This is a genomic window from Bacillus glycinifermentans, from assembly GCF_001042475.2.
Classification (GTDB): domain Bacteria; phylum Bacillota; class Bacilli; order Bacillales; family Bacillaceae; genus Bacillus; species Bacillus glycinifermentans.
Genome location: NZ_LECW02000015.1, coordinates 200422 through 213649, shown reverse-complemented (window position 1 = coordinate 213649; position 13228 = coordinate 200422). Strand labels below are relative to the sequence as shown.

14 protein-coding genes and 4 pseudogenes are annotated in these 13228 nt (G+C 38.4%); 3 read left to right on the top strand and 15 right to left on the bottom strand.

All coding sequences use genetic code 11. From position 1 onward, the window contains the following. Positions 1-12: 12 nt before the first annotated feature. From AB447_RS11240 to AB447_RS11175, 15 genes and pseudogenes are all read right to left on the bottom strand, one after another. A pseudogene (locus AB447_RS11240) lies at positions 13-291 on the bottom strand (response regulator aspartate phosphatase); the annotation flags it as partial. Between the two features lie 146 nt (positions 292-437). Continuing rightward, positions 438-791: a hypothetical protein gene (locus AB447_RS11235; protein WP_048356320.1), complete on the bottom strand. Its 354-nt coding sequence runs from the start codon at positions 789-791 to the stop codon at positions 438-440. Positions 792-868: 77 nt separating this feature from the next. Then, entirely contained in the window at positions 869-1396 is a 528-nt protein-coding gene (locus AB447_RS11230; RefSeq protein WP_057957565.1) for a Rok-like winged helix domain-containing protein, read from the bottom strand. A 138-nt stretch (positions 1397-1534) separates the two neighbouring features. Further along, complete coding sequence (locus AB447_RS11225) at positions 1535-1999, bottom strand: SMI1/KNR4 family protein (protein ID WP_048355665.1); 465 nt, start codon at positions 1997-1999, stop codon at positions 1535-1537. 40 nt (positions 2000-2039) lie between these two features. After that, complete coding sequence (locus AB447_RS11220) at positions 2040-2462, bottom strand: SMI1/KNR4 family protein (RefSeq protein WP_046132719.1); 423 nt, start codon at positions 2460-2462, stop codon at positions 2040-2042. Between the two features lie 13 nt (positions 2463-2475). Next, positions 2476-4434, bottom strand: a complete 1959-nt coding sequence (locus tag AB447_RS11215; RefSeq protein ID WP_048355664.1) for a T7SS effector LXG polymorphic toxin — start codon at positions 4432-4434, stop codon at positions 2476-2478. 171 nt (positions 4435-4605) lie between these two features. Beyond that, positions 4606-5157 (bottom strand): SMI1/KNR4 family protein, encoded by a 552-nt coding sequence (locus AB447_RS11210; RefSeq protein ID WP_048355663.1) that lies wholly within the window; start codon positions 5155-5157, stop codon positions 4606-4608. A 21-nt stretch (positions 5158-5178) separates the two neighbouring features. After that, positions 5179-6174: an HNH endonuclease signature motif containing protein gene (locus AB447_RS11205; protein WP_048355662.1), complete on the bottom strand. Its 996-nt coding sequence runs from the start codon at positions 6172-6174 to the stop codon at positions 5179-5181. Between the two features lie 508 nt (positions 6175-6682). After that, the gene (locus AB447_RS11200) at positions 6683-6982 is read right to left on the bottom strand and encodes a hypothetical protein (RefSeq protein WP_048355661.1); all 300 of its coding nucleotides are present in this window, start codon (positions 6980-6982) and stop codon (positions 6683-6685) included. A gap of 104 nt (positions 6983-7086) precedes the next feature. Next, positions 7087-7647 (bottom strand): annotated as a pseudogene (locus AB447_RS11195) (AAA family ATPase); the annotation flags it as partial. Positions 7648-7905: 258 nt separating this feature from the next. Further along, positions 7906-8115: a T7SS effector LXG polymorphic toxin gene (locus tag AB447_RS27630; protein WP_269769334.1), complete on the bottom strand. Its 210-nt coding sequence runs from the start codon at positions 8113-8115 to the stop codon at positions 7906-7908. Between the two features lie 219 nt (positions 8116-8334). After that, complete coding sequence (locus AB447_RS11190; protein ID WP_048355659.1) at positions 8335-9303, bottom strand: alpha/beta hydrolase family protein; 969 nt, start codon at positions 9301-9303, stop codon at positions 8335-8337. Positions 9304-9517: 214 nt separating this feature from the next. Next, positions 9518-10066 carry an SMI1/KNR4 family protein gene (locus AB447_RS11185; RefSeq protein ID WP_048355658.1) on the bottom strand — a complete coding sequence of 183 codons (549 nt, stop codon included), beginning with the start codon at positions 10064-10066 and terminating at the stop codon, positions 9518-9520. Between the two features lie 223 nt (positions 10067-10289). Next, complete coding sequence (locus AB447_RS11180) at positions 10290-10724, bottom strand: DUF2243 domain-containing protein (protein WP_046132764.1); 435 nt, start codon at positions 10722-10724, stop codon at positions 10290-10292. 211 nt (positions 10725-10935) lie between these two features. Continuing rightward, positions 10936-11526 (bottom strand): annotated as a pseudogene (locus AB447_RS11175) (hydantoinase B/oxoprolinase family protein); the annotation flags it as partial. A 224-nt stretch (positions 11527-11750) separates the two neighbouring features. Here AB447_RS11175 and AB447_RS11170 point away from each other — a divergent pair. From AB447_RS11170 to AB447_RS26795, 3 genes and pseudogenes are all read left to right on the top strand, one after another. Then, positions 11751-12118: pseudogene (locus tag AB447_RS11170) on the top strand (hypothetical protein). Positions 12119-12301: 183 nt separating this feature from the next. Then, positions 12302-12679 carry a UPF0715 family protein gene (locus AB447_RS11165; RefSeq protein WP_048354578.1) on the top strand — a complete coding sequence of 126 codons (378 nt, stop codon included), beginning with the start codon at positions 12302-12304 and terminating at the stop codon, positions 12677-12679. A 271-nt stretch (positions 12680-12950) separates the two neighbouring features. Further along, positions 12951-13220: a DMT family transporter gene (locus tag AB447_RS26795; RefSeq protein WP_232517668.1), complete on the top strand. Its 270-nt coding sequence runs from the start codon at positions 12951-12953 to the stop codon at positions 13218-13220. The last annotated feature ends 8 nt before the right edge of the window (positions 13221-13228 follow it).

The following is a 13228-nucleotide window of genomic DNA, read 5'->3' as shown; positions in this document are numbered from 1 at the left end:
TCATTAGGGGGCTAAATAGTAATAATACCTTAACATTCCATCAGTTTTAGCTTTATCCTCAGCGCTTGGAGGTAAAGAAGGTTCTTTCCCCGCAATATCTTCCATTAAAACTCTAAATCTGTAGTCAAGCAGGTTAAAATAAAGCAAAACATCTTGATCCTCTTCCATCTCATCAAAAAGCTTTACAATCCTGTCTCTTAACTCTATGGCTTGAGAAACCTCTCTCTTTTTGATGTGAACATACCAAGTATTGATGAGGTTTGCCACATCAACAGAGGCAACAACTTTCATTATTTGCCCTCCTTGTAATAGTCTTCCTCCAGTCCTATGATAATATTTTACAGAATGCACCTAAAGTTTGCAAAGGAATTCCCATGTTTTCTAGAAAATTGGCTACAAGCCCCGATCTTTCATCTACCGTAAGGATCAACCTTTTCTCACAATCCTTCCAGCTTATTCTTCATATGCAATTTCAATGCAGCTTTCCAATACCTCGCCTCCCCCTCTTTAATCCCCCCTTCTTTAGTTCTTATATAATAAGGATACTCCACAAACATATCATCACATACAACAACCTCTTGAATCTTCGTGTTTTCCTTCTTTAAATAGTCATTCAACTCTTTTCTTATTGAAAAGAGCTTCTTCAACTTCCCCTCATAATATTCAACAAGTTCTGGTTCTTTATTTGATTCAGCTTTCGTCAACTTTGTCTCCATTGCATGGATACACAGATCAATAATGATCTTTTCATGTATTGCGTTTTCAAGTTCCTTAGAAATAACAGGTTTCATACTCTCAACACCTTAAAACAGAATGTATGTTCCCTTTTATTATACATTTTTTAAACAATTCCTAAACAAAAAAGCCCTCATTCAGAAGGACTTTCATTAATGGCATTGTCTTTTTCTTTTCTGAGAACATAACGTCCACGGTATGTCTTTTCCACTTCAGGATGATACTTCAATAATCCTTGCATAAATGTCGTCATATTACGAATCGACATCCCTGTTTCCTTTTCAATTTCTTTTTGAAGCTCAGATCCCCGTATTTCACCTTTGCGATCCCTTAAAATCTTTAAAGCTACCTCACGATGTTTGTGAGATTTCGTCCCGAGCCTTGGTTTTCTTCTAGGGTTTAAGGATGACACAATTGACGGATTTGCTTTCTCTTGTTTGTTTTTTTCAAAGGACTTTGCCGTTTCATTTGCCAACTCTAATAATGATTTTTTGTGGATCATGTTTGCATCGGTTACTTCAACTGGATTGTTTTGATTATCTAATTCGCGCAGCTTAGAATAAATTTCATTGCGCTCTTCCCGAAGTTGACGCAGCAAATTAATCTCAGCATCATTAAGTTGCTCAAGCCTTAAACGTAATGCTTCCCTTTCAGTAAACATAACCCCATCTCCTAAAAAACATTATTTTATTATAGTTTATAGGACTTTTATAATTTTAACAATTGATTTCTAATTTATTTCAAGCAACAAATCCCATTAAGAAAAACCTCACCCTTAATAAGGATGAGGCTGTTTTGATCACTCTTCATCTTCCCAATCTTCGTCTTCTTCCCAGTTTTCTTTCATTCGTTTAAGTTTATCATAAAAATATTCAATGAAACTGCTGGCTACAACATTTTCATATCCATTTTCTCGATCCCATATAAATACTGGACATTCCCCATTCTCCATCTTGTTTGTATCTAAACAATAAGCAAAGAAGTCAATATCTTCAATAACTACTAGCCCATCTGTAAGGTTATAATGTTCTCTATATTCATTTGTCAATTCAACTACAGATGCTCCACCAAAATCATAACCAAGGATATCTACTCCATATACTCCACCTGAACCATAATTTTTCAAGAACCATTTATAACTCGTCGGAAAATTCAATTGAAGTTTCTCTTCCAGTTCAGAAATGATCCCTTCACTTATACCACCTGTAAAGTCGTCGGCATCAGCATTTTCTTTTATGAATTTTTCCACCTTAGAATATTCCATTTTTACATATCCTCTGCTAAGGGAAATTTCATCCCTGGTGTTACTCCCAGTTGTCTATTGCTTCTTGGAAGCTATCTTGTAAATATTCATCAAAACTTGAATATCTTTTAACCTCATTTTTGCTTGTGTCATCCCACCTTATGACACTATAATCTTCTTCTGTATTTAGGCAATAAACAAATTCATCTACATTTTCAATAACTACGTATTTCTCAGGTAAACCAAAGTTTCTAAATCTTTCTGTAGCATCAACTACTGAAGCATAGCCATTTCCTTCTACACCCAAAACTTCAACCCCACATATACCTCCAGAACCATAAGATTTAATGAATTCTTTATATTCTTGTGGAAATTTACATCTTAACTTGTTTTCAGCATTTGTGATATCTTCGTCGGTTACTGCTCCGACAAAATCGCCTTCTTCAATATACTCATTTATCATCTTTGATATTTGTTTATTCATAATTATTATCACCTCAATCTAGATTTTGTGATCTCCAAACCCAATAATTTCTTCTAAAGTTGTTGAATTGTTTATCTAATATCTCATTGTTTCTAAAACTATCTCCATTTTTTATCAGCCCATGCAAAATCTTTTTGTATTCATCATGTGTAGTCGCTATTATTTCAACCATATTTCCAGCTTCCTTTTGGAGTATGTGATGAAGCTCAATTTGAGATTCCACCCCATTTTTATCAACTGCATATGGTGCTCTACCTTTCTGAATAAGTTCTTTATTCGATAACCCATTTGCTTTGGGGTTCCTTGGTCTATAGTTCCAATCTATATCAACTTTCTGAAACACACGCCTTGATATATCCCTCTCCTTACCCCCTACTTTTACAGTACCTTTAATGTCAACTGCTTTGTAATTATGCCCCAACCAATCAAGTTTAACTTCTTTCCCAACTAGTTTCGAAGCACTCTTTCTTCTTCTGCTTATTGCCGTCTTCTTAATATTATCTGTGGCCTTTTTTATATATTGAATAGCCTCTTTCTTAATATTCTCTCCATCAAGAATATTATAAGGTACTTTACCCCCGCCAGCCAACTGAACCTGTGGCTCAAAAGGATTGTATATTTGAATCCCTTTTACTTTGGAAGCGACCCTTTGCATCGATTTTTTGAAAGACGCTACGCTTTTTCCCACAGCCTCTTTCGAAGCTTTAATCGTTTTGTTCGCTACTTTTTTAGAAGCTTTACTCGCTTTGGCTGTGACCTGTCCAACCTTCCCCGCTTTGGCCACTTTCCCTACTTTGTCAACGCCTTTTGAACTAGCAATCGATGTACCGACCATTCCAACGGCATAGCTAAACCATCTGGCTTGGGTATAAGAATCGCCATTGACTACATCTCGCTCGTAAGACTCTTCAATTCCCTGTTTCATAATATTAAATACTTTTACGGGATGATGAATCGTATAATTAATGCCCTCAATCGTTTCGTCTGGGTGAGCGATCATGTCCCATATGCCTACAGCAGTATCGACAACTGCATTTTTGATTCCTTCAGCACTTCCTTTAATGGCATTGCCAAAATTACGAGAGCCTTCGATTCCATTGAAATACCGTTGTTGCCAAGGGGAAAGATTTTCATATCCAATTTCCTTGGCAATCTCATAAAACTCTGAAGCTGTTGAAAAGTCATAATCATCAAGCTTCTTCTTTAACTTGGAAATTTTGATATCATGTTCACTAACTTCGCTAATCTCTTTTTCAAGCTTTGATTTGTTGTCAAGCTTATCCAACATGACTCCCATCGCTGTCTCTTGATTCCCGCTCAAAGCATCCAACTCATCTGGTTTTAAAATCGATCCTTTTTGATAGGTGGCAATTTCAATTTTAGGCCCCGTATACATTTTTTCAAGCCTCGAGATGTATTTTTGCATCGTATCAAGGTCTGATTCGGCCGTTTTGAGCGTGCTTGTCTGTTCCCTGTCAAACGTATACAGCTTTTCAATCGTCTGATTGATGTCAGTCAATGCTTTTCTATTCTGCTCATGAAATTCGTTGTCATTTAAATCTGGCAGATCGACAATATGGCTGACTTTTGAAATCGCGGCGTTGGCTTTGGATACCAAATGTTTCGTTGTTCGATCAGCCGCGTTCAAACCTTGTTCCAATTCATGATCGAGAAATGATTGCGAAATATATCCGTTGTGATTCGGCTCCAAGGAATTCAATGCATTTTTAATTTTTTTCAGTGCTGATTCATATTCGTCAATGAAAGTGTCGTAGAACTGAAGAAACGGAGTGTGGCATTCTTCGTAGAAAGCACGAATCGCATCTCCCCCTTTTCCTTTTAAAGCATCGTCAAGGGATGTGATGGCTTCAACGCTTTTTTTGACTTTAGCCATTTCATCTGATTGCTTTTTTAACTGTTCCAGCGTATGGTCAATTGCTTTGTGCAACGCCTGAACGTCTAAAGTTTTCATGACATTCTCCTCTAATACAAAAGTTACAATCAGTATATATTTTACCACTTTATAGAAGGGAATTGGCGAATAAATCCTGTGTATCCACAAAAATGAATCGAATAGACTAGTTCATCATTCCTGTTTGTTTTAGACACAAAAAGACAGCCATGTCTGACTGTCTTATGCTCATTATCTATAATAATTTTTTGCTGTTCGATAACGCCAATCCCAAAATGGCTGCCCTTGGCACATGATATAACGATCTAGAAATATCTCAAAATTTAAGTTTAACGGCGTATACTCAAGACCGTCTTCAAATAAATAGAGATAGTTGGGATCACCCCGATTAAGTCTATCCTTGTCAATCATTAGATGACATTCTTCCAAGAGGTGCCCTATTGGAATGCCGTTTATGCCTTCAAACAATTCCACATATCCCATTTCTTCTTCAATTTCTTCAAGGCTGAATAAATGGAGTCCACCACCTATGTTCTCGCCATCAGAAATAATATCAAAAATTCTAGCGCCATTGTGCTGCGTCAGAAATTTTGTGTAATCTTTTGGGAAGCATAGTTGATGTTTGGATTCAAAGTTTTGAATTTCCTCATAAGAGGCACCATAGTCAGGGAAAGTAACAAGTGTTTCAGTAACTTCTCCTTCGGAACCAAATAGTTTAATAACCCCGTTTGAGTCTAAAAGACTCTTTAGGCCATTCACAGTGTTGTGAACAAAATTAGTCAAATACATCGCCTCACATATAGATTAATATGCACTCCACCAAGGTGTTACAGTCTTTTGATGAAACTTTTTTTCAAGAGGAAACAAGTTGCTCATATCATTACTCCCCCCATATTTTAGAGGAATAACATGATGAACTTCGTAATTATCCCAGTTCCATTTTGGTTCTCCGTATTTTTTAATATACCACTTTTTGAATTTTTTTCTTAAGTTAGGATCTCTATCTTCCCTCTTATCTTTTGGAACAACTTTCATGTTTGCATCTGCAGGAGCTCCCATTACTTGTTTAGTGTGACTATCCTTAGCGTGTGGATAAAGAGCAGGTTTTTTATTTGCTAGAAAAGGCGAACTCTTACTTGCATCAGCTATAGGGGGTGAATCTTTCCAGACTACTGTTGCTGCATAATCTCTCTTATAGTAACTAGAAGCCCCTACCTTAAAGCTTTTTGACGAACTAGTTCCGGGTTTAATTTCAAGCACCGAGAATTTTTTTGTATGATTTAAAACCTTTATAAACTTACCATTGTAGTAGCGACTTGCAAGTAGATCGTGGGAGGCGTTGATGTATAGTGGTTTTTCCCCCATAACTTTACCGATTCTTATGACATTGGTGATGGTGTGATTTTTTGGATTGAGCAAAGTTTCAACTTGAATTTCGACGTATCCAGGTACTTTTCCTTTAATTTTATTATTGTTTTTTTGTTTTTCTGAGTATAGATCGACCCGTTTACCATCTTCACTAACAGCACCTGGATTTGAATGGATTAAATAATCATGCTTAAGTTTAGCTGCTTTCTGGTCTGCTCTTTTAATTTGCTCTTTTTCATCCCCGAAATCAGCTTCCTTAAGTTTAGCAGTTTTGTTTTCGTCAACTTCAAACCTAAGAGTACCCTTGAGCAATGTTTCTGTAGCCTCATTTTCTGCTTCTAAGGATGCTGCTTGTACCCCTTTAAAATCAAAACCAAATAGGACTGTCAATGCCAACATACTTATCAAAAGACCTTGTAAAAACTTTTTCATAAAATGGCTATCCCCTTTAAATAAAAATTTGTAACATCTTAAGAAAGTTCTTAGGTGCTTTCAGTTTTGGACTTACAGATAATCCCTCCTTTCCCAGATATGATAGTACCATTATCCTTGAACCCCAGCAACACCTTTTTCTCATTTTTAAACATTTATTTACAAATAACAGGTTCGTTTTCTCTAGTGAGACTCTGAAATATTTGTTGAATTAAATTGGTCACTTTTACAAAAAGGAGGATTTTTTCTTGACACAACAAAGAAAAGAGGTTCATGAATAGCTCACCCCAGATGAGGAGTTATTGTATAGCCTTCACAAACAGGGGTTTGCAGGGGTTTGCAGAGCTTTGTAAACACCTCTTAAAAACAGCAGACATCCCTCAAGCAAAGGCATTTGTTAACAAGATGGAAAAATGATGAGAAGGAGTTATCGTGCTCCCTTTTAGATTCTCAATAAAATAATGATTTTATCGAAATTTATAAAAGAAAAACCCTTCGCTTTGAAGGGTTATGACTCTTTACTGTTCTGATTAATAAAACCAAGATGAGACAAGCCCTTTTCTTTAAATACTTTTTTCGTGTAGAGTGGCGAATGTCCAAATTGTCGATGTATCTCGTTAAGACTTAACCTTTGATTAAAATGCAAATCATACAGCTTATCAAAATCAAGTTCTCTTCGTCTCCGGCATAATTCAGGGTAGCTAAGCTTGTCCACTTTTTTGGCTTCAAACAAATCCAGTATGATCCAATCTGGGATGTTTAATTTTTCACTTATTTGTCCTACAGTCAGCAGGTCTTTAAAATGCATCTTTTTGATTTCTTCAAAGCTGCGTTCATACTCTTCCCATGCGTATTTATGGCTACGTTCCGCCTTGGGGATATCTACTTCAAAAGTGGCACAGAAACTAAAACCATGTTCTTTACTAATGTATCGATCGCTTCCTTGCCGAAATCCTTCTCTCCGCCTCTTGCAAGGGAGTACGCTTCATCGATAAACAGGATGCCGCCCATGGCTTTCTTGATTAAATCCCTCGTCTTTTGCGCCGTGTGCCCGATGTATTCTCCGACGAGATCGGCCCGCTCGGCTTCGATTAAATGGCCTTTGGAGAGTACGTTCATTTCGTGAAAAAGCCTGCCGATGAGCCTGGCAACGGTCGTTTTCCCCGTTCCGGGATTTCCTTTAAACATCATGTGGAGCGCTTGTTTTCCGGCTTTGAGCCCTTGTTCTTCCCGTTTTTTGTTGACAAAGATCCAGGCGTAGATTTCCTTTATATTGCGCTTCATTTCTTCCATGCCGACAAGCGTGTTCATTTCCTTTTCAATCTCTTTCAAGATGCTGTGTTTCGTTTCATTTTTCTGCAGTGCAGCCTGATATTCGGCTTCTGCCTCTGAATTGGCCAAAACCTGCTTCTGGCCGTTCAGTATGATATTGATCTGTCCGTTGTTTTTGTAAGTAACAGCCCTCTCCAACACACTCACCTCACCCATTCTCTCTTTATATCCTATTCATGAAGCGCTGCACCGTGACAGCCGCCCAGGTGTTTACACAATCCGATGGATTTTGACACGTTTTAGGGCCTGCTTTGTTGAAAACTGCGCTTTCCCGAGAAATACTTTATTTCTTATTGTATTCAGGCAAGGTGTGGGGACAAACCAGTTTTTTTCACTTCTTTTATTTGCCTTTGCGGTAAAGCTGATGTATCCGGGAAAATCAAAAATACACCGTTTTCTTCAAACCAATCTTTCACGGTCATTCCTTGAACACGAGCTGAAATAAGGATTAAACCCGGCCGATCGAACAACGAAGCACTTCAATGCTGACTGATATTCATCGATAAATGCTTCGTAAAATTGGAGGAACGGAGTGTGGGATTCCTCATAAAGGGCGCGTATAGCGTCAGCATCATCAAGAGACGAAACGGGGCTTTTTATCCATCGCATCAGATAAATCTTCTATTTTCTGATTTACAATTTGCAGCTTATTTCAAACGCTGCGTTTAATTGAATCCCTTTTTGTTCGGATGCTCACCTCAACAGTTTCCGGCATACTTTCAATTGCAGCAAAACGTTTTCCGGTGGATTCAAGCACATTCGAATTTTGGACTTTTAACATCAGTTGTTGATAATGATTTCGAAATATTTGTTTTCAACTCTCTTATCTCACCTTTTTAGTTTTTTTCGGATGAAAGAAAGCGTATCTGATGCTAGTTTTTTGCGACAAAGAACAATCCCGGCATGGCCGCAATTGTATAGATTTCTTTCGGGTTTCCCCCATCTTTCCCACAAATAATCAGCATCTTCTAAGTGAATATACTGATCATGCTTAGCAGAAATCAAGAGAATGTTATCTTTGTTAACTTTCGGCACGGCTTGGCTAGGATCTGTGATTTCCCAATATCTGATTAAATCTTCGTAAGTCACACCATGTTGTTCCAATTCTTCTCTTATGAATTTACCCGGAATCGTATTCCATATCGAATAGGAAAGGCGATTGGCATAAAATATCGAGACCACTGCATCAATTTGAGGTTCAAGGGTAGCAGTTAGATTGGTAATCCATCCCCCTAAACTTACACCCACTATGATGACAGGGCCTTTTTTATTTGCTTTTATCCAGTGGATTAATGCTCGTAAATCTACAATGGCTTGTCTCGTTGATTCTACTGTACGATCAATATCCGCACTGATCATCAATTCTCCACTATAAAGTGAATTTTCTGGCTCTCTTTCTAAATGATAGGGAAGAGAAAAGTAGTACATGTTCCATCCTAAATCTTTCATTATGCGATGATGAAAGATTTTTTTGATACGATCGTATGAATCCATTCGCCAGCCGTGTACAAAGATAACATTGGGTTTATCTATATCATTTTCATTTAAAAAGACCTCCCCTGTTAAAGTATCATTGACGAGATCCCCGGAAGGAATTAAGGATTCATAGCTGAAAGTTCCAATCATATATTTTTTTCTGGATTCATTCAGAATAATTGAGACATCAGCTATACTTGATTTGTAGAATTCGTTTTCAGCAATTGTATCCATTGAAAAAGCAGAAAAATGTTTATCCTTGCTTCTTTTTCTGTGTAAATCATATAAGGCTAAACGATCTATGGTTTTTGAAAAAAACACTTTATGTCCTCCTGATAGCGGTGTTTCTTTACATTGGAATTAGTCTATTTCACATGATAAACCTTTTATGTTCATTAAAAACATCATAGAGCTCCTTGATCAAATCCTCATGATCAGTTGTTATTTTAACATTTCACGGAAATGGATTGGAGTAAATCCTGTCCATCCATGAATATAAAAGCAAAAAACAGCCAATACTGACTGTCTTCACATCTTATCTATAGTAATTCTCTGCTGTCCGATAGGTCCATTCCCAAAAGGCTTCTCCTTGACATATAATATAACGGTCTAGAAATATCTCAAAGTTTAGATTTAATGGCTTGTATTCCAGACCGTCCTCAAATAAATAGAGATAGTTGGGATCACCCCGATCAAGTCTATCCTTGTCAATCATTAGATGACATTCTTCCAAGAGGTGCCCTGTTGGAATGCCGTTTACGCCTTCAAACAATTCCACATATCCCATTTCTTCTTCAAGGCTGGATAAGCGCAGCCCACCACCTATGTTCTTGCCATCAGAAATAATGTCAAAAATTCTGGCGCCATTATGTTGTTCCAAAAATAGTCTGTAATCTTCAGGGAAGGATATGCTGTATTTCGATTCAAAACTTCGAATATCATCAGCTGATGCTCCGTAATTAGGAAACGTAACTTGAGATTCGGTAATATCCCCTTCCGAACCAAATAGTTTAATTGTTCCCTTGTGATCTAAAAGACTCTTCAACCCATTCACAGTTTTGTCAATAAAAGTAGCCAAAGGCATCCCTCACATGTTGGTTAATAGCCGCTCCACCAAGTTGTGACAGTATTTCAATGAAAATTCTTTTTTAGGGGTTTGTTTTTGTAAGTAACAGCCGCCCAGGTATTTACACAATCTGATGGATTTTGACACGTTCAGGCCGGCTTTGTTGAAATCTGCGCTTTCCCGAGAAATATTTATTTCTTATTGTATTCAGGCAAAGCATGGGGACAAACCAATTTTCCCCTCACATTTTTTTGCCTTTTCGATAGATCAGCCATCCGATTACAATAATCAAAAGCCCTGAGGCATCATAGGCCAGGTCAAAGAAGAGACGGTTCGGGCTTGCCGGGTTGACGTGGTGAATCTGGAGAAGGTGATGGTTGACGATGCCCTCCACAAAATTAAACCAGCCCGCCCCTAGCAGAAACGCGCCCCAAAATATATGCTGCGGACGGCGGCCGTTCAGCTCTCCCCTGTTCCACAGCATAATTCCCCCGATGAAGAGGATGATCAAAGAAAACAGGTGGAACAGTCCGTCGCTCATGATTTGGTGAGGACGGTCTGTGTCCATGTACACGCTATGCCATTGAAGCAGTTGATGAAAAATGATGCCGTCGATCATGGCAATGATGCCGACGCCGAACAGGAAAGGCCCCCAAAACTGCTTTCTGTTTTTCATATTTACCCTCCTTCACGTACTTATCTTCTATGTACCCGCCGGCCAATAAGAAGAAACCGGTTATGTTTACATTCTCTCTTGAATTCTATTATCCTCTTTTTTCCATACCATAAAAAGCTATGCTGTATATAAATAGAAGAAATCCAGCACTGGCAAAATAAAAAAGCTGACCTTAAAAGGTTTCTAAATCCCTTTTAGATCAGCTTTTTATTTATGAAATCCGGGAAGTCCGCACGCGTTTTGTTTCAGCCTCGTTAATTGCAAGCGTCTCAGGGTCGATCACGACGCCATAGTCGTGCAATGCTGATTCCATGCTGACAAACTCGTTTAAGACGTCGTCCAGCACCTTTTCCGGTTCCCGTTCCAGAGGATTCCCCCATCCGCCGCCGCCTGCACGGTAAAACTGGATGATACCGCCCGCAGGCATTTTGACTTCAAAAGCCGTTTCAGCGATTTCCCTGGCATCGTCAGTTCCATAACCTACGATAACCTTATTGCTGGGTGCATCGGCAGCACCGCAGAAGCCTTTCGTTGCATTTCGTACCCCTGCCATCATGACGCTTGTATAGCTTTCCTTTAAGTGCTGGATTTGAACATCAAGCCCTGGAGTGCCTCTCCATCGGCCGGTGCCTGTAAAATCGCTGGTATATTCATGCTTTAATACACGGCTCGGGTATTGTACCTCAGTCATTTCAATAGATGGAAGGATAACCCCTGTCATAACAGGAGGATAAAGCCCCCACCCGTCAGTTTCGTATGCAGCCCCCGCACCGCCGGTGTAGCCGTAGAAATTCAGATTAACCCATGGCTTGCCGTCGTCGTATTTGTAGTATAAAGGGCTTTTTTCTTAAACATTTCCCTATTTTAAGCTTCTTTCACCCTGCTTTATTTGCCGATTCCATTGAGGCGACCGGATATTATCTAAAGCTTCTTCATCATTCTCTGTATCCCCATATTTCCTTTTTATTGAAATCTGTTTATAATGTGGAGGGATGATCACGAAAAAATTATTGGCTTTGAATTTCAATGGCAAAGATTACAAAGGATCAAAGAAAAGTAAGTTTTACAATGACTGAGAATAATACGGTTTTTTTATGTCCGACGATACTAATTCAAATGATTATCCAGCTTGGCTTTATTACAGGTTTACAATATTTAATGCCGAAGGTTGTACTCTCAACATTAAGCTGCAGAGGATTACATTGGGGAATGATTATTATACGTTAAGCGAGAAAGAGTTTACTGGAAATCATTTTGATTTTAGCGCCACGGACAAAGTAGCGGGAACGCCGTTCAGAAACCATTACTTGGACATCACTAAGGTGTCTGATGGCTGTGAAGGTGTCAAAATTAAAGGTTTTTACGGCTTTGAACATGAGGAGCCGGACTGGTGATATGAAACATCCGGAAAAAACGAAGAGGACTCAACCAGAGTCCTCATTTAACACTTATTCTTTATCGTCGTCTTCTTCCAAGTTTTCTTCAGGACACCTCTCCATGCCAGTAGCAGCTCCATTTCAATGATATGAAAATAAATAATCTTTCTCAGTGCAAATCCTCCAAAAGGAAGGGATGTCATGAAAAAAACAAACTTAGCTAAAACGATTTTCTTCTCAAGTCTAACCTTGGGTTTTATTCAATATTATAGTGTCGGGCTTTTTTCAGATACATATTTGATTGTTGCATTTGCTGTTTATTTTTTTATTCCTCTATTGATATTTGCGATTCCTTTACAGTACTTTCTGAATAAAAAGCCAAAAAAATTCTCTCCGGTTTATTTTCTTTTCTATTTGCTCTTTTCATTAGCTTCAAACTTTTTGATTTTTTATTTATTAAGCGGTCCATACCAATCACCTTTATATCATAGATCAGAGATTTATTTCTATGGTGCAGTTTCCGGTATTGTATATTGGTTCTGGGATTCGATATGTGCACAGAAGAAAAGCATTAAATAAAGAGTCAGAAAGTCGCAAATGTTCATTTCTTTTAATAAATCAGCACTTGCTTCATCAGCTCTTTTTCGCCAAAATACAAGGTGTCCCCACCAAGCGGCAAGATTTTAGCCGGTTGTATTTATGTTGCAAGAAGCATTATCCTGAATAATCGTCGCCGATTCAAACATCCATCAGAGCCGAGGGTTGCACTCCATTCTCCATTTTTCGCTTCCCTTGTTTCCTTTTTAGCAGGATTGATCGTTCTTCTTTTTCTTACATCAATCATCGAACATTGCATTCAAAAAACTTTATCACAGGCAACCCTTGGTGGCTCTGGACAGGCGGAATACTCGGAGTCATCTTCATCACGTCCAATATTTTGCTTCTGCCGATTGTCGGAGCATCTCTTACTGTTGTTTTGGCTTTAAACGGCCAAATGATCATCGCCCTCATCATCGATCATTTTGGATGGTTCGGGATTTCTAAACGACGTTTGAATGTACAGCGTATTCTTAGAATTGTACGCATGACCGCTGGAATTATGATTATTCAGCATTTTTGATGCCGATC

What these genes read in the sequence shown, in the direction of transcription:
- AB447_RS11235 (WP_048356320.1), bottom strand. Translation starts at nt 791, where the DNA reads ATGAAACCTGTTATTTCTAAGGAACTTGAAAACGCAATACATGAAAAG.
- AB447_RS11215 (WP_048355664.1), bottom strand. Translation starts at nt 4,434, where the DNA reads ATGAAAACTTTAGACGTTCAGGCGTTGCACAAAGCAATTGACCATACG.
- AB447_RS11225 (WP_048355665.1), bottom strand. Translation starts at nt 1,999, where the DNA reads ATGGAATATTCTAAGGTGGAAAAATTCATAAAAGAAAATGCTGATGCC.
- AB447_RS11205 (WP_048355662.1), bottom strand. Translation starts at nt 6,174, where the DNA reads ATGAAAAAGTTTTTACAAGGTCTTTTGATAAGTATGTTGGCATTGACA.
- AB447_RS11200 (WP_048355661.1), bottom strand. Translation starts at nt 6,982, where the DNA reads ATGCATTTTAAAGACCTGCTGACTGTAGGACAAATAAGTGAAAAATTA.
- AB447_RS11165 (WP_048354578.1), top strand. Translation starts at nt 12,302, where the DNA reads ATGAAAAAAACAAACTTAGCTAAAACGATTTTCTTCTCAAGTCTAACC.
- AB447_RS11220 (WP_046132719.1), bottom strand. Translation starts at nt 2,462, where the DNA reads ATGAATAAACAAATATCAAAGATGATAAATGAGTATATTGAAGAAGGC.
- AB447_RS11230 (WP_057957565.1), bottom strand. Translation starts at nt 1,396, where the DNA reads ATGTTTACTGAAAGGGAAGCATTACGTTTAAGGCTTGAGCAACTTAAT.
- AB447_RS11185 (WP_048355658.1), bottom strand. Translation starts at nt 10,066, where the DNA reads ATGCCTTTGGCTACTTTTATTGACAAAACTGTGAATGGGTTGAAGAGT.
- AB447_RS11180 (WP_046132764.1), bottom strand. Translation starts at nt 10,724, where the DNA reads ATGAAAAACAGAAAGCAGTTTTGGGGGCCTTTCCTGTTCGGCGTCGGC.
- AB447_RS27630 (WP_269769334.1), bottom strand. Translation starts at nt 8,115, where the DNA reads ATGCGATGGATAAAAAGCCCCGTTTCGTCTCTTGATGATGCTGACGCT.